Below are 20,394 nucleotides of genomic sequence, written 5' to 3' on the forward strand. Positions count from 1 at the left end.
ACAACTATAAACTAAAGAGTCGCTTCTTTTTGACAAAACTATTATGCTGCTGTGGTTCTGAATATGCAAAGCTAATCAAAAGTACGGAAAAATCTGCCTAAAACAATCGCAATTGTTGTGTTTTGCTTCCGGTAAAATGCTCGGTCGTGAGCACCACTCTTTCTTGATTTGAAAAAAATTTCTTTTTGCCGATTTCAAATGTTTTGTGAATCATTTCCGCGATGTTTCCTTCGCCTTGATAACGCTTGAAAAAACGTTTTTCGCCCAGGTTTCCGCCGCGCATCGAGCGGATGAGGTTTAGCACTTTGTCTTTTCTGTCGGGGAAATGCGTTTCCAGCCATTGGATGAAAACGGGCTCAACCGTGTCGTTTAGTCTTACCAAGGTGTAGCCGCAAGTTCTGGCGCCCGCTTCTGAAACCGCTTTCATTATGCCAAGACTTTCGTCGCTCGTCAAACCGGGGATCACCGGCGCGATCATCACATTCACGGGGATATTTTTCTCAGATAATATTTCGATGGCCTTCAGTTTGTTTTTTGCGGTGGAAGTTCGAGGTTCCATCACGCGCCGCAGGTCTTCATTAATAGTGGGTATGCTCATCGAAACCGAAATCAGATTTTTTTGAGCCATTGGTTCCAGAATGTCGAGGTCGCGCAAGATCAAAGCGTTTTTGGTAATGACGGCAACCGGATGTCTGTAGTCCAAACAAACCTGCAGCAGCTTTCTTGTAATTTCAAATTTTCTCTCAATCGGCTGGTAGCAATCGGTATTTCCCGAAAGCAAAATTGGTTTTGCGATATAGGATTTCTTCTGAAATGTTTTTTCCAAAAGCTCAGGCGCGTTTTTTTTCACCATCAGTTTTCTTTCGAAATCGATACCCGCGCTGTATCCCCAAAATTCGTGCGTTGGTCGTGCGAAACAGTAGGAACAGCCGTGCTCGCAGCCTTGATAGGGATTCATGGAATAATCCATCATCAGATCCGGACTTTGGACAACATTGATGATGCTTTTCGGGAAAACTTCGGTCACTTGAGTTTTGATGGTTTCCTGCTCATAATCTTCCGGCTCGTGCGTAAACCGGTCGAATCTGTTGACGACATTTCGTTGGGCGCCTTGCCCTTTTGGGATGAAATCTGACATAAAAAATCATAAAATTAAGGAAACAAAATTGCAGATACCGAATTCGATTGCTGAACAATTCAGAATATCGATGGTCTGAAACTCTGATTCAGAATTAGCTTTAGAAAAAGCATTGCGTTTCGTCTAAAGTCTGACGTTTCTTTGCGATTGCCGTGGGCTTTACTTCAATCCAAATTTAATATTAAACTCTGAAAATCAGAGCGTTTTAAATAAAAAAACAATCGATGTATAGGCTAAAGATTATTTTGCTAAAGTGGGAAAAACTTTGCAAATTATAAACCATTATATAGAAAATTAAAGATTGAATTTATCAAAGCCGAATGGAAAGGCTATCAAAAATTATCCTTAGAAAAAGAAAACCGTCGGTCGAAATTATGAAGTTTCCAGAAGACTACTGACAAGGAACCGAAGCGCTCTTATGATTCTATAGTTTCATAAAAATGCTTCTAATTCGATTCCTTCTTCTCCTCCGGAATAAAAACTGCGCTTCGAATGACCAAACAATAAATGATGGTCGGAATAATCACTTTTATAGATTTTGTTTTTTAAATATTTTCTCGCAACCAAAACGCTCAGAACGGCTGCCGTCCCGAAGAGTCCGAAAAAGATTATTTCTGCATTTCGCTTCATACCACATATAAGATTAGTACTTTTTCCGAAGCAAAAGATGTTCCTTTTTTGGGAAGCCGCACCAATCTTAGCATTTTTTTAATATTGCAGGGCGCTGCTGTTCACAGTTCAGCACCTTTTTTTAACAATTCGGTCACATATAATTGCCCAACGTGCTTATCTGTTCTAATTTTGAATTCAGAAATTATAAACATGAAACGAAAAATTTTCACAACTATTTTATGGATATCGCTGGCAACAGGCATACTCTTTTTTGTGGTTTTCAGCGAGGATAAATCGCCAATGAATCTGCTGTTGTATATTTTGAATTCTTTCATTTATGCATTTGTTTTAACCTTCGGAAATACGGCGGTGAATGATTTTCTAAGCAAAAAATATTCTTGGACGCAGCAGACAAGTCGCAGAACCGTCTATGGCATATTGGCAACCATTGTCACCAATGTGGTGCTTATTTTTTGCTGCAACTACTTGGTTTTCGTCGTCATCAACGGAATGCCTAAAGCGGACTTCTTTTCAGAAAAAATGAATCTTACCAATTGGTTCATCCTGAACGTTGCTTTTCTGATCTCCGCAATTTTGCACGCCAACGGTTTCATGCAAGAACTCAAAAAAAGCACAAAAAAGGAAGTGGTAGAACAAAAACTGATAGCAAAATCTGCCAATGCGCAGTTCGAATCGCTAAAGAATCAACTGGATCCGCATTTTCTTTTCAATTCTCTGAATGTTCTTTCGGCGCTCATTGACGAAAATCCGGATCAGGCTCAGAAATTTACCACCGCGATGTCGAAAATTTATCGATACGTTCTGGAGCAGAAAGACAAAGAATTGGTGACCATTGCAGACGAAATAGAATTTGCAAAAACCTATTGCAATCTTCTGAAAACCAGGTTCGAAGACAGCGTAGAGTTCACTTTTGAAATTCAGCCCACTGATTTGCAAAAGTTCGTGGTTCCCCTCTCGCTGCAATTATTATTGGAAAACTGCATCAAACATAATTTGGCCACCTCATCAAAACCTTTGCACATCCGCATCTTTACCGAAGAAAAATTCCTCTGCATCGAGAATAATCTTCAGCCGAGAGAGCAAATCAAAGAAAGCGCGGGAATCGGCTTGGCCAACATCGTTCAGCGGTACGCACTTCTTACCAAAGACCATGTTTATATAGAAAAATCCGATCAATTTTTTAAAGTAAAAATCCCAATATTAACAGAAAAACCATCTCAAGCAATGACAACTTACACCCCACAATCTACGGAAAACGGCGCTTACGAAAAAGCGGTAAAAAGAGTAAAAGAACTGAAAGGTTTCTACGGAAACTTGATCTCGTACTGTATTGTTATCCCATTTTTAATTATAGTCAATTTGATGACTTCGCCCCACGAAATATGGTTTTACTGGCCAATGTTGGGATGGGGAATCGGACTGCTGGCACACGGAATGAGCGTTTTTGCCATTGGAAAAAACTGGGAAGAAAAAGAAATACAAAAAATACTTAACAGAGAAAATCAAAATAATTATGGAAAATAACAACGAAATATTGCGTTGCGAATTAGTAAAGAACTCAAAAAAACAAAACGATGGAAATTATTAAAGACAAAAACGATATCAAATATCTTGAGGCCAAGAAAAAAGTGAAACGACTCAAAGGTTTTTATACCCATGTCTTGATTTATGTTCTTGTAAATTTGTTGATCGTCTTCATTAATATCCAAAATCTAAAACCCGGTGAAAGCTATTTTAAACCAGAAAATTTCATCACCTTGTTCTTCTGGGGAATCGGATTGTTGGCGCACGGAACAAGCGTTTTTCTTCCCGAGTTCGTGCTGGGCAAAAACTGGGAAGCGAGGAAAATTCAGGAATTAATGGACAAAGAAAAATAGTATGTACCTTTTTTCTATTAAATAAAATAAACTATAAAAATGATAAGAACGATCATCATCGAAGACGAAAAACCGGCAGTTAGACGACTTGAAAAATTATTAGGTTTGTTTGCTGATTTACAAATAGTTGCAAGCCTCAATTCTGTGGACGAAGCTGTCGCATGGTTTAATATAAATGAACATCCGCAACTGATTTTTTCGGACATCGTGTTGGGCGACGGATTGTCGTTCGATATCTTCGACCAAGTTTCGACAAAGGCTTTTATCATTTACACAACGGCTTTTGACCAATATACTTTGAAGGCCTTCAAGCTCAACAGCATCGATTATCTTTTGAAACCCATTGAACAAGAAGACTTGGCAAAAGCCATCGAAAAATATAAATCGTTTTTACCGGAGGAAGGCAGTGTTAATTCGCAGGAAATCAGGCAAATCGTGAAAAAAGAGCGTGCAACGCTTTCGAGGATTTTGGTGAAAATTGGTTATAATTTGAAAGTGGTTTCCATCAATGAAGTCAGTTGCTTTTACAGTGAGAATAAAATCGTCTATCTCCAAACCAAAGAACGAAATTTTCCAACTGATTTCACTTTGGATGAATTGGAAAATGTTCTTGAAGAAAGTAAGTTTTTCCGCGTCAACAGGCAGTTTATCATCAGTTCAGATTACATCAAAAATATCCACACTTCACCAAATTATAAAGTTGATTTAGCGTTTCAGCCGGACGAAGAAATTACGGTTAGCCGCGAGCGCGTGAAGGATTTTAAGGAGTGGTTGGCTGGAAATTGAAAATAAAATAGGCTTCAGAAAGTTCCCGAAGCCTGTTTGATTATTGATCTTAATGTATTTTTAGGCGATCACGCCACTTCCGATCAACTCATCATCCAGATACCAAGCTGCAAACTGCCCTTCTGCAATCGCAGATTGAGGATTTTCAAATTCAATATAAAATCCATTTTCGAATTGATGAATGGTTGCTTTCTCCAAAGTTTGACGGTATCTGATTCTTGCCAAAACTTCCATAGATTCGCCGTTTTCCAATTTCAAATCTTCGCGAACCCAATGCAGTTCAGCGTTTTCGATCTTCAAAGCTTTTCGGAACAGTCCAGGGAAATTTTTTCCTTCGCCTACGAAGATGAGGTTGTTTTCCATCTCGCGGCAGACGATGAAGCAAGATTCCTTGTGACCACCGATTCCCAAGCCTTTGCTTTGACCAATTGTGAAAAACTGCGCTCCTTGATGCTTGCCAATCACCTTTCCGTCCTCTTTTTTATACTTGATTTTGGTCGAAAGATATTCTAATTCTTCCAACTTTGAAGAGAAAGATGGTGTTTCTTTATGGAACTCGGGAAAATCATTGAAGATTTCTACAATTTCACCTTCTTTCGGAATCAGCTGTTGCTGAAGAAAAGTTGGCAAACTCACTTTCCCAATGAAGCAAAGCCCTTGCGAATCTTTCTTATCCGCCGTTACCAATCCAATTTCTTTAGCAATTTTGCGAACTTCCGGCTTCGTCAATTCTCCGATTGGGAAAAGCGCTTTGGAGAGTTGATCTTGGCTGAGTTGACAAAGGAAATAACTTTGGTCTTTGTTATGATCCTTCCCTGCCAAAAGATGAAAAATTTCTTTTCCGTTTTCATCAAAAGTAGAAGTCACGCGCGCATAATGTCCGGTCGCAACTTTCTCAGCGCCAAGCGATAAGGCCGTTTTCATAAACACATCGAATTTCACCTCGCGGTTGCAGAGAATATCGGGATTCGGCGTTCTGCCGCGCTGATATTCATCAAACATATAATCTACGATGCGCTCTTTGTAGAGCTCGCTCATATCGATGACTTGAAAAGGAATTCCTAATTTTTGTGCAACGAGAAGCGCGTCATTGCTATCTTCGATCCAAGGGCACTCATCTTCCAATGTGACCGATGCATCGTTCCAGTTTCGCATAAAAAGGGCGATGACTTCGTGACCTTGCTGCTGCAAAAGATAAGCGGCCACGCTGGAATCTACGCCACCGGAAAGGCCAACAACTATTTTCATTTTGGTTCAATTTTACGAAACTCTTGACGGGAGTTCTTAGTTTGAGATGGCAAAAATACGATTAAAAACTTTCTTCGGGAAAATCTAATCACCCATATTGATAAAAGCGATGAAAAAAAAGACCACCGTCGTGGGGTGGCCTTTAGTTTAGAATTTATCAATGAAGTACTTAAACGATTTGCTCTTCTTTCGCTGTTTCGCCTTCTAATCCATCTTTGGCCTCGTTTACTTTCAGAATTACAGTTTCGCCTTCGCCAAACTGCCTGTTGACGAGCATTTCTGCTAATAAATCTTCGATGTATTTTTGAATGGCGCGTTTCAGCGGTCTTGCTCCGAAATCTTTGTCCCAACCTTTTTCTGAGATGAAATCTTTGGCGTCTTCGGTCAATTCGACTTTATAACCCAATTTTTCCAATCTATTGTAGAGTTTAGACAATTCCAAATCGATGATGCGTTTGATGTCTTCCTGTTGCAGAGAATTGAAGATCACAATATCATCAATCCTGTTCAGAAATTCGGGAGCGAAGGCTTTTTTCAAAGCGCTTTCTATCGTTGCTCTGGCTCTGGCATCGGTATTTGTTTTCTTGGCTGCGGTTCCGAATCCAACACCGTCTCCGAAATCCTTAAGGTCTCGGGTTCCGATATTGGAGGTCAGAATAATGATTGTATTTCTAAAATCAATTTTCCTTCCCAAAGAATCTGTCACGAACCCTTCGTCCAAAATCTGCAACAAGATATTGAAAACATCCGGATGCGCTTTCTCGATTTCATCAAGAAGTACCACGGCGTAAGGTTTTCTGCGAACGGCTTCGGTCAATTGTCCGCCTTCTTCGTATCCCACGTAGCCCGGAGGCGCACCCACCAATCTGGAAACGGCAAATTTCTCCATATACTCGCTCATATCGATTCTGATCAACGATTCGTCCGAATCGAATAATTCGCGCGCCAATACTTTGGCCAACTCGGTTTTTCCAACGCCGGTAGTTCCGAGGAAAATGAAGGTTCCGATCGGGCGATTTGGATCTTTCAGCCCGGCTCTGTTTCGTTGGATGGCCTTCACCACTTTTTTCACGGCATCTTGCTGTCCTATGACTCTTCCGTTCAGTTTTTCGTCCATCTGAGCCAGTTTGTCAAGTTCATTTTTACCCACTTTGGTTACAGGAACTCCGCTCATCATAGAGACTACCTCTGCAACGCTTTCTTCCGTTACTTCTTCTTTCTTCTCTTTGACGTCTTTGTCCCATTTTTCTTGCGCAAGATTCAGTTCTATTTGGAGCCTTTCTTCCTCGTCTTTCAATTTTCTGGCTTCGAGGTAGTCCTGAGCTTTTACAGCTTGCTGTTTTAGCTCTTTCACTTCTTCAATTCGTGCTTCATGCTCGATGATTTCGGAAGGCACTTTCATATTTTTGATGTAAACTCTGGAGCCGGCTTCGTCCATCGCATCGATGGCTTTGTCTGGCAGGAAGCGGTCTGTGATGTATCTTGAAGTCAAATTTACACAAGCTTGGATCGCCTCATCGGTGTACTGCACGTTGTGGTGATCTTCGTATTTGTCTTTGATCTGATGCAGAATCTGAATCGTTTCGTCCACCGTAGTAGGCTCCACCATCACTTTCTGGAATCTTCTTTCCAAGGCGCCATCCTTCTCGATGTACTGTCGGTATTCGTCAAGGGTTGTTGCGCCAATGCACTGGATTTCTCCTCTTGCCAATGCCGGTTTGAACATATTGGAGGCGTCCAAACTTCCTGTAGAACTTCCCGCACCAACGATGGTGTGAAGCTCATCGATGAAGAGAATGACGTCGCGGTTCTTTTCGAGTTCCGTCATAATTGCTTTCATTCTTTCTTCGAATTGTCCACGATATTTGGTGCCGGCAACCAAGCTGGCGAGATCCAATGTAATGACTCGTTTTCCATAAAGAACCCGGGAAACTTTCTTCTGCTGAATTCTCAAAGCCAAGCCTTCTGCGATGGCAGATTTACCAACGCCCGGCTCTCCGATCAAGAGCGGATTATTTTTTTTCCTTCTTGATAAGATTTGAGAAACCCTTTCGATTTCTTTTTCACGACCGATCACGGGATCCAGTTTTCCGTCTCTTGCAAGCGATGTCAGATCTCTTCCGAAATTGTCCAAAGTCGGGGTTTTGCTTTTCTGGGCGCCCAGATTGCCGGAAGGTTTTTTCATCTGTCCGTATGGCTCTTCTTTTTCGTCGTCTTCATCGTAGGCGCTATTTTGGGGCAGTTGGTCTGTGTTTTTCAGCATCGTTCTATATTCTTTTTGAACGGCATCATAATCGATATCGTAGGCCTGAAGAATATTGACCGTTGGGTCTTCTTGTTTGTAAAGAATGCCCAGCAGCAGGTGAACGGTGTTGATATCGGAAGATTGATACTGGCGGCACTCCAGTTCGGATCTCTTCACTGCCTGATCTGCCATCTTGGTAAAAGAAATACTTCCCATATTGGCCGTAAACGGGTTGGAGTTTACTGCACTTACGGTTTCAATTTTTCTTTTAATCTGAGTGAGATCCGCGTTTAGACTTTGAAGGATCTCTTTTGCAGAATTTTCAGTTTTGATGATTCCTAAAAGGAGGTGCTCTGTATTCAGAAATTCGCTTTGCAAACGTCTTGCTTCATTCTTGCTTTGCTTGAACACGCGGTTCAAACCGTCTGAAAATTTATAATCCATAATTAAAAATTATACACTAAGTTATGTTTTTTATGATAAATCCTACAATTATTTATTGTAAAATTCAAATATTTGTTTGCAAATAGATTGCCAGCGGAAAAAAATGGACTTTATGACTTGATTTTTTTAAAAATTGTTTAGGTTTGTAAGCCTCAAAAATTATTAATGGAAAATTGGTCAGAGTATGTTGGTTACCTCGCTTCGGTTTTCGTAGTGGTGAGTTTTTTATTAAAGGATATCACTGCACTTCGCACCGTGAATTTGCTCGGTTGCATTTGTTTCGTCATCTACGGCGTCTTTAGCGGAATGCTTTGGCCCATCATTATTCCCAATGCTATCCTCTCGGTGATTCAGGTTTTTCACATTATAAAAAAGGATTGAAAATGAAAGTCGTCGTGAGTGTTTTTAATAATTTATATACCGACCAGCGCGTGGAGAAGGTCTGTAAAACACTATCAGACAACGGCTACGAACTTATGCTCATCGGCTGCAATTGGCTGGGTTCGCCCGAAATGAAACGGCCTTACCCTTTTTTCAGGATCGAATTGAAATCTAAAAAACTGCGTTTTGCGTACATAGAATTCCAAAGAAAACTTTACAAAGAACTGCTCAAAACGGCTGACAATAAGACCATTTTGCTGGCCAACGATTTGGAAACCTTAATGCCAAATTATCTAATTTCCAGAAAACTCAATATTCCCCTTATCTTCGACAGTCACGAGATTTTTACGGAGATGCCCACCGTGCAAGGACGCTGGGTAAAGCACGTCTGGAAAAGAATAGAAAAGACTTTCGTTCCGAAAATTAAAAGAATGATGACGGCCAGTAATTCCTATGCCAACTGGTTTGTAAAGGAGTATGACATAGATAAACCCTTGGTAATAAACAATTTACCGAGGCGGATGGAATTTACGGGAATCAGGGAAAACTCTCAAAAAATAATACTTTATCAAGGCTGGCTCAATTATTCCCGCGGAATAGACAAAGCAATCTTGGCTATGAAATTCATCGAAAATGCAGAGTTGTGGATTGCAGGAACAGGTCCTATGGAAGATGAATTTCGGAAATTGGCCAAAAGAACCGGACTCGGAGATCGAATAAAATTTCTTGGAAAACTCGCTCCCGAGGATTTGCGAAAAATCACGCCCAAAGCAGATGTAGGACTGAGCATCGAGGAAAACAACGGCCTGAGCTATTATTATTCTTTGCCCAACAAAGTTTCAGATTACATCCAGTCGCGCGTCCCCGTGGTAGTCTCCAACTTTCCCGAAATGGCAAATATTGTGCAGACTTTTGGAGTTGGAGAAATCATAGACAACCACTCGCCCGAGCATCTTGCCGAAAAAATAAATCTCGTTTTGCAAAATGGTAAAGCCTTTTATCTTCATAACCTGAATGTGGCTTCGGAAGAACTGTGCTGGGAAAATGAAGAAGACAAACTGCTGAAAATTTTCAGCGAAGCCAGAAAGGAATTGGAACACCGGCATTAACTTTATCTCTTTTGATGCATCTAAAAGTTGCATCATTTTTGTATCAATAAAACAACGAAAAACAACGAAAAATGAGACGTCTCATAGTACTCTTCACTTTTGCTCTGCTGTTGCTTAGTTGCGGAAGCCAAAATTATTTAGATTCAGCCACCTTAGCTTCCGCGATTGAAAAAAAGGAATTCGATTTCAACGCCACTAAAGCCTTCCCGATGGGCGGTGATGTGATCGGTATTCTCAATTCGATGCCCAATGCTTCTGCCGGGAGAATTTTGAATCTGGATCCAGGCTATGGTTTTAATCTTAAAAAAGATTTACTAAGCGTGTCGCTTCCCTATTTCGGTCGGGCTTACAACAGCAATCCTGCCGATGCCAGTAAGGGCGGAATCCGGTTCGAGTCGAAAGAATTCTTTATCAAGGAATCTAAAACCAAAAAAGGTAATCCGCTTTTGGTTATTACCCCAAAAGATCAGCAGACTTCCTACACACTTACTCTCGAAATTTTCAAGAATGGAAGCGCATTTTTATCCGTGAGCTCTAATGACAGGCAACCAATCAGTTACGACGGAAATATCTCTGTTGACACACGCTAATTTTCGAATAATTTCTTTACAAATTCTCGGGCTTCGGAACTGGCGTTCGAAACCAGTTCGGAAGCCTTTTTCTGATGTTCCAGATACGAGATTTCTAATTTGTGATCTATTTTTGCCTTTTCAAGAATATACTCCTTCACCCAAAACTCAAATCTTTTCTCAGCCTGATTTTTCCGGTTTTCGAGGAAAGTTCCGTTCTTTTTTTTGAGGGAAATGAACTCTTCCACCTTTTCAAAGACCTCCGCAAGTCCTTCGTTTTTTAGAGCCGAGCCGAGAATAATCGGGACTTTCCAGCCTTTTTCTTTCGGAGTGATGAATTGCAAAGCTCGGGACAATTCGGTCTTTGTCAGTTTCGCTTTTGCGAGATTTTCGGCGTCCACTTTATTAATGAAAATCAGGTCTGCCATTTCCATAATGCCGCGTTTGATGCCTTGCAGTTCGTCGCCACCACCAATGATTTTAAGGTAAAGAAAGACATCTGTGATATCATTTACCAATATTTCGCTTTGCCCCACGCCGACGGTTTCTATCAAAATATAATCGTAGCCTGCCGCCTCGCAAATCAGCAGGCTTTCGTAGGTGGTATTGGCAACGCCACCGAGAAATCCGGAAGTCGGACTTGGGCGGATAAAGGCATTGGGATTCTTTGCCAATTCTTCCATCCTGGTTTTGTCGCCCAGAATGCTTCCTTTGTTGAGCGTCGAGCTGGGATCAACCGCCAAAACGGCCACTTTTTTCCCTTGTTCGATTGCGAGTTTTCCGAAGGTTTCTATGAAAGTAGATTTTCCCGCGCCCGGAACGCCCGTAATTCCTATTCTGACTGAGTTTCCTGTCATCGGCAAGATGGCCTTCAAAAGTTTGTCGGCAAGATCTCGGTGTTCGGGTTTTTTGCTTTCGATGAGGGTAATGGCTTTCCCAAGAATGCGCTTGTCACCCGCTTTGATCCCTTTTACATAATCTTCGATACCGAATTGCTTTGCCATATTTGGAACAGTTACAAATTAGAACTTTCAGCCAGAATTGCTTACGAAATTATTATTTTTGATGAAATTCAAACTCAAAAATAATGAAAAAATATATATACAGTTGGTGTCTTTTAGGAGCGATTGTTTATTCTTGCAAAACTCAGCAATCTACGTCGGCATCAGCCTCTGCTTCAAGCACAGATCTTACTAAATCTGAAATGCTGAAAAAAGGAGAGGACCTGTTTAATCTGCGATGCGGAAGATGTCACGATCTGCCCGCGCCATCACAATTTACCGCCGCAGATTGGGAACCTATCATGGCAAGAATGGCACCCAAAGCAAAATTGTCGGCAGATGAAACCAATTGGGTTTCGGCTTATGTGAATGCGAATGCTAAGAAATAAAAATAGAGAACCTCAAAGTTTCTCTATTAATCATTAATTCTGTACTTTTTACATTTTACAAAAATTACCAAGGACTGATTCCTATCTCATCGTCGATATCATTACTATAAAATTGGCCAGTGGGAGCGTCATCATCTGTCACGGTATGTTTAATTATGAAGCTGGCAGCACTTTCCACAGATCCGGGTCCGCGATGTCCATTGAAGTCTGTCGCCGTATAACCAGGATCTATCACGTTCACTTTAAAATTTGAATCTTTCAATTCATAAGCCAAAACGATGGTGTAAGCATTCAAAGCCGATTTTGATGGGCCGTAAGCAGCATGTTTTACCTGATAATATTTCCATGTTGGGTCGCTGTGAAGCGTCAATGAACCGAGTCCCGAAGTAATATTGCTTATTCTCGGTCTGTCGGATTTTTTGAGCAATTCTAAAAACGCCTGCGTTACATTGATCACACCGAAGAAATTAGTTTCGAAAACCTCTCGGATATTATCAACAGAAGTTTCTGCTGCAGTTTGAGGCAGAGTACCGGGGATTCCCGCATTGTTAATCAGAATATCAAGTTTTCCCTGTTCTTTTTCGACAATATTTTTAGCTGAAGAAATTGATTCCGGTTTGGTAACATCTATTTCTATCGCTTTGATGTTTTTTAATCCTTGTTCGCTAAGTTCTTTAACAATTGCTTCTCCTTTCGCCAAATCACGGCTTCCCAGATAAACAAAAAAACCTTTCTGTGCAAGCTGTTTTGCTGTCTCAAGACCAATGCTTCTGTTGGCACCTGTTATTAATACTATTGTATTCCCGTTTTGTAAATTATTGTTTTCGAGTTCGTGATTCTCTGTATTCATTTTTTTGTTTTTAAATTGATGAAGTGTAAAATTACGCCAATTATACACAAAAGCAATTGTAAAATGACAAAAGAAATTTTAATTAAGTATTCTTTATTTTCTGATTTGTCATTTGGTAAAAAATCATTCTAAAAGCTTTTCCAAAATTTCAAAAGCGCTCTTCGGCAAATTCGTTCCGGGTCCGAAAATAAAGTCGGCGCCGTTGGCATATAAAAACTCGTAATCCTGCTTGGGAATCACGCCGCCAACGACGATGGTGATATCGTCGGCACCTAATTTTTTCAGTTCTTCCACAACCTGCGGAACCAGTGTTTTGTGACCGGCCGCCAAAGAAGAAATACCCAGAATGTGAATGTCATTTTCTACAGCTTGTTTCGCCACTTCTTCCGGCGTTTGAAACAGCGGCGCCACATCCACATCAAATCCCATATCTGCGAAGGCTGTTGCGACTACCTTGGCACCTCGGTCGTGGCCGTCTTGTCCCATCTTGGCCACCATAATTCTGGGGCGTCGGCCATTCTCATCTTCAAACTTTTGGCTCAAGGCAACGGCTTTGTCGAAGTATTCGTTTTTTCCTGCATTCATAGCGTAAACTCCTGAAATGGTTTTGATATTGGCTTTGTAACGTCCGAAACTCGCTTCCATCGCATCGCTTATTTCGCCAAGCGTTGCTCTTCGGCGAGCCGCTTCGATGCATAATTCCAACAGATTTCCTTTTCCTGTTTTAGCGGTTTCTCGGATTTGACTCAGAATTTCTATTACCGATTCGGCATTTCGTTCCGATTTTATTTTGTTCAGTCTTTCGATTTGTTTTCTGCGGACTTCCGTATTATCGATGTCGAGGATTTCGATTTCGGACTGTTGCAGATGAGATTTAAAAGAATTAATACCTATGATAAATTCTTCTCCGCTGTCGATTTTCGCCTGTTTCACGGCAGATGCTTCTTCGATTCTCATTTTCGGGATTCCGGCTTCGATGGCTTTGGTCATTCCGCCTTCTTGTTCCACTTCATCGATGAATTTGGTAGCTTCCTCAATCATTTGCTGAGTCAACGATTCTATCAAATGACTTCCACCCATTGGATCGACAACGTCGCAGATGCCACTCTCTTGTTGAAGAATGATCTGCGTATTTCTGGCAATTTTCGCCGAATAATCGGTTGGCAAAGCGATAGCCTCGTCCAAAGCATTGGTGTGCAGCGACTGCGTTCCTCCCAATGCGGCCGATAAGGCCTCAATCGCAGTTCTTGTGATATTATTAAAAGGTTCCTGCTCCGTCAAGCTCCATCCCGAAGTTTGCGAATGCGTTCTGAGAGCGAGAGATTTTTGATTCTGAGGATTAAATTGTTGGAGAAGATTGGCCCAAATATATCTGGCGGCGCGCATTTTTGCAATTTCCATAAAATGATTCATTCCGATGGCCCAGAAAAAGGACAATCTTGGCGCGAAATCATCGATGTTCATTCCTGCTTTGAGCCCTGTTCGCACATATTCCAAACCGTCGGCTAAAGTGTAGGCCATTTCCAGCACCGGTGTTGCGCCGGCTTCCTGCATATGATAACCTGAGATGGAAATGGAATTGAACTTCGGAATATTTTTAGAAGTATATTCAAAAATATCGGCGATAATTTTCATCGATGGCGTCGGCGGATAGATGTAAGTATTCCGAACCATAAATTCTTTGAGAATATCATTCTGAATGGTTCCGGAGAGCTTGTCCATAGAAACGCCTTGCTCTTCTGCGGCCACGATGTAGAAGGCCAAAATCGGCAAAACCGCGCCGTTCATCGTCATCGATACGGAGATTTGATCCAAAGGAATCTCGTTAAACAAAATCTTCATATCCTCAACAGAATCGATCGCAACGCCTGCTTTTCCAACATCGCCGACGACTCTTGGGTGATCGGAATCGTAACCGCGGTGCGTTGCGAGATCGAAAGCCACGGAAAGCCCTTTTTGACCGGCTTCCAGATTTCTACGGTAAAAGGCATTCGATTCTTCTGCGGTTGAAAATCCTGCATATTGCCGGATGGTCCAGGGTTTTTGGACGTACATTGTGGTGTACGGACCGCGAAGAAAAGGCGGAATGCCTGCCGAGCCGGCCTGGATGTCTTTGTTTTTTACATCTTCGCTGGTGTATTTTGATTTCAGCTCCAAACCGTCTTTTTCAAAAATATAATTTTCTGAATTGGAATCGAATGTAATGTTCTTAAAATCAGGGGTTTGATTTTGGATTTGGTGACGCATTTTGTTTTTCTTATCTTGAAAGTAAATGTAAGGATTTTTGCTGATGTGACTCAACAATGAATGCAAAGATAAATTTCGAAGCGACAATTTGTCATTTATGTTTGGATGGTCTTTTTTTTGTGAAATCTGGATTGGCTGTGGAACCCTGCGACAGGGATAGTAGTGGAAATCCTTTTGCTTGGGAAATGCGGCAATCGATGACGAGTCGTGATAAGCAAAAGATTGTAGCGGATAGCCCGGTGACAAAATAGCGGGGGAAAGTTTTGGCTTTTGGCAGTCGCCCAAAAAGAAGTTCGAGTTTAGATGTTAGAAATTAGATTAATTCTGATGTCGGGGTTTTCGATAGTTAATAAAACAAAAAAATAATATAAATATGTCAACAGGAAGTATTAATGTATCGGTGGAGAACATCTTTCCATTGATTAAAAAGTTTCTTTACAGCGATCACGAGATTTTTTTGCGTGAACTGATTTCGAACGCAACCGATGCCACCACGAAGCTGAAACATCTGATAACTATCGGAGAAGCAAAGGTGGATTACGGAAATCCGATCATCGAAGTGAAAATTGATAAAGAGGCTAAAACGCTGACCATCAAGGATCAAGGAATAGGAATGACGGGTGAGGAAGTTGAAAAATACATCAACCAAGTAGCATTTTCGGGCGCCGAAGAATTTCTCGAAAAATATAAAGATTCTGCCAAAGATGCCGGGATTATCGGACATTTTGGTCTTGGATTTTATTCGGCGTTTATGGTGGCGGAGAAAGTGGAAATCTTAACCAAATCTTACAAAGAAGATAGTAAAGCCGTTCGTTGGGTCTGCGATGGAAGTCCGGAATATACGCTTGAAGAAACAGAAAAATCTGACAGAGGAACGGACATCGTGCTTCATATTGCAGAAGATTCTTTGGAGTTTTTGGAAGAGCATAAGATCCGTGAACTTCTCTTAAAATATAATAAATTCAATCAAATTCCTATCAAATTCGGAACCCGAAAAGAAACATTGCCTTTGCCGGAAGGCGCTGCGGAAGATGCAAAACCGGAAACCGTGGAGGTGGACAATATTATCAACAATCCCAACCCGGCGTGGACGAAAGCGCCCTCTGAGCTGACCGAGGAGGATTACAACAATTTCTACAGAGAGCTGTATCCGATGCAGTTTGAGGATCCTTTGTTTCATATCCATTTGAATGTGGATTATCCGTTTAATTTGACCGGAATTTTGTTCTTTCCAAAATTAGGAAACAATATCAATATCGAGAAAGATAAGATCCAATTGTATCAAAATCAGGTCTTTGTGACGGATGAAGTGAAAGGCATCGTGCCGGATTTCTTGATGCTTCTGAGAGGCGTGATAGATTCTCCGGATATTCCGCTGAACGTATCGCGATCCTATTTGCAGGCGGATGCCGCCGTGAAGAAAATCTCGTCGTACATCACCAAAAAAGTGGCCGACAAGATGGTAGCGCTCCTCAACGAAAACCGCGAAGACTACGAAAAAAAATGGAACGATATCAAAGTCGTGATAGAATATGGGATGATCTCGGAGGATAAATTCTATGAAAAATCTGACAAATTTGCACTTTATCCCACAACCGATGGCCAGTATTATCTTTGGGACGAGTTGATGGAAAAAATCAAAACCAAGCAAACCGATAAAGACGGCAAAACAGTCATTCTATACGCATCCAACACCGATGAGCAACACAGCTACATCGAGGCGGCGAAAGAGAAAGGCTATGAAGTGCTATTGCTCGATTCTCCCATCGTGCCGCATCTGATCCAAAAAATGGAGGCCTCGAAAGAAAAAATTGCTTTTGCAAGAGTGGATGCAGATCACATCAATAATCTCATCAAAAAAGATGAGCCAGCCATCTCCAAACTGAATGAATCGGATAAGGAAAAATTGAAAAAAGAAATCGAGGAATGTGTCAACGATCCGAAATTCACTGTTCAGTTGGAAGATCTGGATTCTGCCGATGCGCCGTTTACCTTGACTCAGCCGGAGTTTTTCCGAAGAATGAAAGATATGCAAGCTACAGGCGGCGGCGGAATGTTTGCAATGGGTGGTTTCCCCGAAATGTACAATCTCGTCGTCAATTCCAATTCCGAATTTGCGGAAGAATTGCTCAAAATAGAGGATGCCGATAAGAAAAAAGCGATGATTAATCAGGCGTTGGATTTGGCAAAATTATCTCAAAATCTACTGAAAGGAAAGGAACTGACCGACTTTATCAAGCGTAGTTTTGAGAGTTTGAAGTAATCATTTTCAATCAATAAAGAATAGCGACCGAAATTTTGGGTCGCTATTTTTTTATATGAAATTGGCGATGGTGTAAATAATCAGTCCTACCAAACCGCCGACGACCGTTCCATTAATACGAATAAATTGCAGATCTTTCCCCACCTCCAACTCCAGTTTTCGGCTGAGTTCTTTGCCTTCCCAATTCCCGACGGTGTTGCTAATTAATTCCCCAAAACCTTTGGTGTTTTTCAGAATATATTTGTATGCCGTAACCCGCACCCAATGATCGATTCGGTGCTGAAATGGCTCATCATTTTGGAGGTTGTCAACCAGCTCGCCGAGATTTTTTTGGATGTATGATTTCAGTTTAGAATTGTTTTCCGTCAATTCAACAATTAACGAAGATTTCAGCGAATGCCAAATATCCTCGGCATATTGATTCAGTTTTTCACCATCCAGAAATTCAAGTTTTATGCCTTCAAACTCCGATTCCCATTTTGGTTCATCTTTCAATTCTTTGGAAAATTCAAAAATCTTTTGGGTGATTTCGGTTCTCAGAGGATGGTTTAGGTCTTCTTCCACTTCCCGGAAATAATCGCTGAGACCTTTCGTGATTTTTTCAGAAATTTTGGAGTCCACCGATTTTGGGATGAAGAAGAAACTTTCCTTCTGCACACGTTCCGTCACCAGTTGCTGATTTTGAAGAATATAGTTTTTAATTTGCGAACTCAATCCGGTAATCAATCTCTGATGATCATTTTTGTGTAACAGATATTCGATTCCGTTTCCTATGATGGCATTGAGTTTTATGGATTGCGACATTTCTTGCGCTTTATTCGTAATGAATTTCACCACAGCGTCGTCGTCCAGTTTTTGAAGAATATCCATTAAAATAGAAGACAGCTCGGAGATCAAAAGGTTTTGATTTCGTTCCTTTGAAAGCCAATCGCCCAAATAAGCCGAAACTTTTAGTTTTTGAATATAAGGTCGGATATTTTGAGGCGAAAGAAAATTCTCCACCACGAAGTTGCCCAGATTATCGCCGATTTTTTCTTTGCTGTTTTCGATCAGATTTGTATGTGGTATTTGGATTCCCAAAGGATAATGAAAAAGCGCCGTCACGGCAAACCAATCGGCCAAAGCGCCCACCATCGCTGCTTCCGAGAAGGCCCGGATGTATCCGATCCAATGCGAAGGATTTTGTTTTTGCAATACAGTCATCCCCACAAACACGATCGCCATCAAGATAAATAATCCCGTTGCCAAGCGCTTGTGATTGCGAAGTTGCTTTTTTTTGAGATCATCATTCATAAAACAAGAAAATCGAAAATCATTCCAAACAAATTGATCGATAATTGGGCAAATTAGATTTAATTTTACACTAAAGTATTTCTGATGTTGAAAAAACCTTTGAATATATCGCTTCTGCTCATAGCAGGAGTTATTCTCGCCGTTTACATTTCCGGCTATCAGTACCTTTTCAAAGGCATCCGATTAACTTATTTGCGCGGAAAAACCAGCTCGACGATTGACGATGGCAAGTATTTCCCGGCTCGCTCGATTTCCAAAGGAAACCCCAAACCTTGGCCGATTGATAAGGATTACAACAAAATCGCGCTGTCTCCCCAATTAGAAAAGCATCTAAAGGACACAGAATCTGTTTCTTTTTTGATCATCCGAAATGGGAAGATTTTGCAGGAAAGATATTGGGATGGCTATAAAAATAACACCGCCAGCAACTCATTCTCAATGGCGAAAACTGTCACCGTCCTCTTGCTTGGAAAGGCCATTGATGATGGTAGAATCGGGAGCCTCGATCAAAAATTTTCGGAATTCTATCCCGAATTTTCGGAAAAATCGTTTGGGAATGATTTGACCTTGCGAAATCTCGCAACGATGGAATCCGGACTTGATTGGGACGAAGATTACAAAAATCCGTTCTTGCCCAATGCAGCCGCCTACTACGGATTTTCTTTAGCCGAGGTGGTCTTCCAAAAAAAGATAAAACAACAACCGGGCAAAAAATTTGAATACCAAAGCGGCGCTACTCAACTATTGGGGTTTGCTGTTGGCAAAGCCGTTGGGATGCCACTTGCCGAGTACGCTTCTGCAAAACTGTGGAAACCGCTTGGTATGGAACAAGATGCAGATTGGACAACGGACGATCTGGGTGTGGAGAAAGCGTTCTGCTGCATCCACTCCAATGCGCGGGATTTTGCAAAACTGGGCTCGCTGCTTTTAAACGGCGGAAAATTTCAGAATATTCCTTTGATTGATGAAAAATTTGTACATCAAATGATTACGCCAACGCAGAACTCAAACGGTGTTTACGGAATGGGCGTTTGGATAAATGACGACGCCAAGATTCCCCATTATTATCTTCGGGGGCTTTATGGTCAGTATGTCATCGTAGTTCCCGCTTTGGATATGATTATCGTGCGATTGGGAAATAAAGAAGGACAAGAAAAGGATGCTAAAAACCGCCCGGCAGAAGTGGAATTCTACATCAACGAAGCCCTGAAAATGGCGCAGAAATCTTAGTTGGCGTCATAATCCAAAAGTGCAAAAATACTTAGCAGAATACTGTTTCTCAGTTTCTGTTCGGCCTCTTTCATATATTGCGCATCGGTCGTCGCAGCAATGTAAAGTTCATAAAAATCCCTGTTTCTGATGACGAACAAAGTAGAACCAATAATCATCGTAAAGACGTCTTCGGATTTTGGTGCGTTATGAAAAACGCCGGAAACAATACCCTTCTTCACCACCTCATCGATCCTCGCCACGCAGATCTGATAAAACTCCAAAAGATCATCTTTCACGTGATCCATCATCCGGATATCCTGCGTCACAAAACCGTAAAAATAATTGTACTTGAAAAGGAGAGACAATATAAAATTGACGATTTCCTTCAGCTGCATCTCCGGTTTCCCGTCTTTGATGGTTTGGGCAAACTCAGAAAAACTTTCTTTGGTTCGTTGCGCACGGAGTTGGTATAGGTAAGACATCATCTTTTCCTTGGATCCGAAATAGTACGAGATCATCGCCACATTGATGTTGGCTTTGCTACAAATCTCGCGCACCGTAGTAGCATCGAAGCCTTTTTTAGCAATTAATTCTTCTGCAACATCCAGAATTTTAATCTGTTTCTCGGTAAATTTTTTTCTCATGGATTAGGAAAAATCTTTGTAAAAGTAGCAAATTCTTTGATTACTTAGAATAAATTCGATGTTCA

Annotated in this window: 18 protein-coding genes; 9 read left to right on the plus strand and 9 right to left on the minus strand. The window is 41.2% G+C overall.

Going from position 1 to position 20,394, the window contains the following annotated elements:
- Positions 1–97: 97 nt before the first annotated feature.
- Both DTW91_RS02085 and DTW91_RS02090 read right to left on the minus strand, forming a co-directional pair.
- Positions 98–1,138 carry a PA0069 family radical SAM protein gene (locus DTW91_RS02085; RefSeq protein WP_125201757.1) on the minus strand — a complete coding sequence of 347 codons (1,041 nt, stop codon included), beginning with the start codon at positions 1,136–1,138 and terminating at the stop codon, positions 98–100.
- 432 nt (positions 1,139–1,570) lie between these two features.
- Positions 1,571–1,768 carry a hypothetical protein gene (locus DTW91_RS02090; RefSeq protein WP_125201758.1) on the minus strand — a complete coding sequence of 66 codons (198 nt, stop codon included), beginning with the start codon at positions 1,766–1,768 and terminating at the stop codon, positions 1,571–1,573.
- 192 nt (positions 1,769–1,960) lie between these two features.
- On the opposite strand from DTW91_RS02090, the gene DTW91_RS02095 reads away from it, so the two are divergent.
- The 3 genes from DTW91_RS02095 to DTW91_RS02105 are packed head-to-tail and all read left to right on the plus strand — an operon-like array spanning position 1,961 to position 4,434.
- Positions 1,961–3,295 (plus strand): 2TM domain-containing protein, encoded by a 1,335-nt coding sequence (locus DTW91_RS02095; protein ID WP_125201759.1) that lies wholly within the window; start codon positions 1,961–1,963, stop codon positions 3,293–3,295.
- Positions 3,296–3,345: 50 nt separating this feature from the next.
- Positions 3,346–3,648 carry a 2TM domain-containing protein gene (locus DTW91_RS02100; RefSeq protein WP_125201760.1) on the plus strand — a complete coding sequence of 101 codons (303 nt, stop codon included), beginning with the start codon at positions 3,346–3,348 and terminating at the stop codon, positions 3,646–3,648.
- 39 nt (positions 3,649–3,687) lie between these two features.
- Positions 3,688–4,434 carry a LytR/AlgR family response regulator transcription factor gene (locus DTW91_RS02105; protein WP_125201761.1) on the plus strand — a complete coding sequence of 249 codons (747 nt, stop codon included), beginning with the start codon at positions 3,688–3,690 and terminating at the stop codon, positions 4,432–4,434.
- Positions 4,435–4,494: 60 nt separating this feature from the next.
- Here DTW91_RS02105 and mnmA read toward each other — a convergent pair whose 3' ends face one another.
- Positions 4,495–5,682, minus strand: coding sequence for a tRNA 2-thiouridine(34) synthase MnmA (gene mnmA / locus DTW91_RS02110; RefSeq protein WP_125201762.1), 1,188 nt, complete (start codon positions 5,680–5,682; stop codon positions 4,495–4,497).
- A 169-nt stretch (positions 5,683–5,851) separates the two neighbouring features.
- Positions 5,852–8,371, minus strand: coding sequence for an ATP-dependent Clp protease ATP-binding subunit (locus tag DTW91_RS02115; RefSeq protein ID WP_125201763.1), 2,520 nt, complete (start codon positions 8,369–8,371; stop codon positions 5,852–5,854).
- A 165-nt stretch (positions 8,372–8,536) separates the two neighbouring features.
- Here DTW91_RS02115 and DTW91_RS02120 point away from each other — a divergent pair, with 165 nt between their 5' ends.
- The 3 genes from DTW91_RS02120 (at position 8,537) to DTW91_RS02130 (ending at position 10,451) form a co-directional block, all read left to right on the plus strand.
- Positions 8,537–8,752 carry a uroporphyrinogen decarboxylase gene (locus DTW91_RS02120; RefSeq protein WP_125201764.1) on the plus strand — a complete coding sequence of 72 codons (216 nt, stop codon included), beginning with the start codon at positions 8,537–8,539 and terminating at the stop codon, positions 8,750–8,752.
- A 2-nt stretch (positions 8,753–8,754) separates the two neighbouring features.
- Entirely contained in the window at positions 8,755–9,861 is a 1,107-nt protein-coding gene (locus DTW91_RS02125; protein WP_125201765.1) for a glycosyltransferase family 4 protein, read from the plus strand.
- Between the two features lie 71 nt (positions 9,862–9,932).
- A complete protein-coding gene (locus DTW91_RS02130; protein WP_125201766.1) occupies positions 9,933–10,451 on the plus strand; it encodes a DUF4251 domain-containing protein in 519 nt (172 codons plus the stop codon).
- On the opposite strand, the gene meaB is transcribed toward DTW91_RS02130, so the two are convergent.
- Complete coding sequence (gene meaB / locus DTW91_RS02135; protein WP_125201767.1) at positions 10,448–11,434, minus strand: methylmalonyl Co-A mutase-associated GTPase MeaB; 987 nt, start codon at positions 11,432–11,434, stop codon at positions 10,448–10,450. The genes DTW91_RS02130 and meaB overlap by 4 nt on opposite strands.
- Positions 11,435–11,517: 83 nt before the next feature.
- On the opposite strand from meaB, the gene DTW91_RS02140 reads away from it, so the two are divergent.
- Positions 11,518–11,820 carry a hypothetical protein gene (locus DTW91_RS02140; protein WP_125201768.1) on the plus strand — a complete coding sequence of 101 codons (303 nt, stop codon included), beginning with the start codon at positions 11,518–11,520 and terminating at the stop codon, positions 11,818–11,820.
- Between the two features lie 64 nt (positions 11,821–11,884).
- Here the strand turns inward: DTW91_RS02140 and DTW91_RS02145 are convergent, their stop codons facing one another.
- A complete protein-coding gene (locus tag DTW91_RS02145; RefSeq protein ID WP_125201769.1) occupies positions 11,885–12,670 on the minus strand; it encodes an SDR family oxidoreductase in 786 nt (261 codons plus the stop codon).
- 123 nt (positions 12,671–12,793) lie between these two features.
- Positions 12,794–14,917, minus strand: a complete 2,124-nt coding sequence (scpA, locus tag DTW91_RS02150; RefSeq protein ID WP_125201770.1) for a methylmalonyl-CoA mutase — start codon at positions 14,915–14,917, stop codon at positions 12,794–12,796.
- Positions 14,918–15,290: 373 nt separating this feature from the next.
- Between scpA and htpG the strand changes: the two genes are divergently transcribed.
- Complete coding sequence (gene htpG / locus DTW91_RS02155) at positions 15,291–17,180, plus strand: molecular chaperone HtpG (RefSeq protein ID WP_125201771.1); 1,890 nt, start codon at positions 15,291–15,293, stop codon at positions 17,178–17,180.
- A gap of 51 nt (positions 17,181–17,231) precedes the next feature.
- On the opposite strand, the gene DTW91_RS02160 is transcribed toward htpG, so the two are convergent.
- A complete protein-coding gene (locus tag DTW91_RS02160) occupies positions 17,232–18,473 on the minus strand; it encodes a DUF445 domain-containing protein (RefSeq protein WP_125201772.1) in 1,242 nt (413 codons plus the stop codon).
- 84 nt (positions 18,474–18,557) lie between these two features.
- Here DTW91_RS02160 and DTW91_RS02165 point away from each other — a divergent pair, with 84 nt between their 5' ends.
- Positions 18,558–19,703, plus strand: coding sequence for a serine hydrolase domain-containing protein (locus DTW91_RS02165; protein WP_125201773.1), 1,146 nt, complete (start codon positions 18,558–18,560; stop codon positions 19,701–19,703).
- On the opposite strand, the gene DTW91_RS02170 is transcribed toward DTW91_RS02165, so the two are convergent.
- Positions 19,700–20,329: a TetR/AcrR family transcriptional regulator gene (locus DTW91_RS02170; RefSeq protein WP_125201774.1), complete on the minus strand. Its 630-nt coding sequence runs from the start codon at positions 20,327–20,329 to the stop codon at positions 19,700–19,702. The two genes, DTW91_RS02165 and DTW91_RS02170, sit on opposite strands and share 4 nt — an antisense overlap.
- Positions 20,330–20,394: the final 65 nt, after the last annotated feature.

Source organism: Chryseobacterium sp. SC28, from assembly GCF_003932955.1.
Lineage (GTDB): Bacteria > Bacteroidota > Bacteroidia > Flavobacteriales > Weeksellaceae > Epilithonimonas.

Coding starts and splice junctions, on each gene's coding strand:
- DTW91_RS02170 (WP_125201774.1), bottom strand. CDS start 20,329: ATGAGAAAAAAATTTACCGAGAAACAGATTAAAATTCTGGATGTTGCA.
- DTW91_RS02145 (WP_125201769.1), bottom strand. CDS start 12,670: ATGAATACAGAGAATCACGAACTCGAAAACAATAATTTACAAAACGGG.
- DTW91_RS02120 (WP_125201764.1), top strand. CDS start 8,537: ATGGAAAATTGGTCAGAGTATGTTGGTTACCTCGCTTCGGTTTTCGTA.
- mnmA (WP_125201762.1), bottom strand. CDS start 5,682: ATGAAAATAGTTGTTGGCCTTTCCGGTGGCGTAGATTCCAGCGTGGCC.
- DTW91_RS02085 (WP_125201757.1), bottom strand. CDS start 1,138: ATGTCAGATTTCATCCCAAAAGGGCAAGGCGCCCAACGAAATGTCGTC.
- DTW91_RS02140 (WP_125201768.1), top strand. CDS start 11,518: ATGAAAAAATATATATACAGTTGGTGTCTTTTAGGAGCGATTGTTTAT.
- DTW91_RS02115 (WP_125201763.1), bottom strand. CDS start 8,371: ATGGATTATAAATTTTCAGACGGTTTGAACCGCGTGTTCAAGCAAAGC.
- DTW91_RS02130 (WP_125201766.1), top strand. CDS start 9,933: ATGAGACGTCTCATAGTACTCTTCACTTTTGCTCTGCTGTTGCTTAGT.
- htpG (WP_125201771.1), top strand. CDS start 15,291: ATGTCAACAGGAAGTATTAATGTATCGGTGGAGAACATCTTTCCATTG.
- DTW91_RS02095 (WP_125201759.1), top strand. CDS start 1,961: ATGAAACGAAAAATTTTCACAACTATTTTATGGATATCGCTGGCAACA.
- meaB (WP_125201767.1), bottom strand. CDS start 11,434: ATGGCAAAGCAATTCGGTATCGAAGATTATGTAAAAGGGATCAAAGCG.
- DTW91_RS02100 (WP_125201760.1), top strand. CDS start 3,346: ATGGAAATTATTAAAGACAAAAACGATATCAAATATCTTGAGGCCAAG.
- DTW91_RS02165 (WP_125201773.1), top strand. CDS start 18,558: ATGTTGAAAAAACCTTTGAATATATCGCTTCTGCTCATAGCAGGAGTT.
- scpA (WP_125201770.1), bottom strand. CDS start 14,917: ATGCGTCACCAAATCCAAAATCAAACCCCTGATTTTAAGAACATTACA.
- DTW91_RS02160 (WP_125201772.1), bottom strand. CDS start 18,473: ATGAATGATGATCTCAAAAAAAAGCAACTTCGCAATCACAAGCGCTTG.
- DTW91_RS02125 (WP_125201765.1), top strand. CDS start 8,755: ATGAAAGTCGTCGTGAGTGTTTTTAATAATTTATATACCGACCAGCGC.
- DTW91_RS02105 (WP_125201761.1), top strand. CDS start 3,688: ATGATAAGAACGATCATCATCGAAGACGAAAAACCGGCAGTTAGACGA.
- DTW91_RS02090 (WP_125201758.1), bottom strand. CDS start 1,768: ATGAAGCGAAATGCAGAAATAATCTTTTTCGGACTCTTCGGGACGGCA.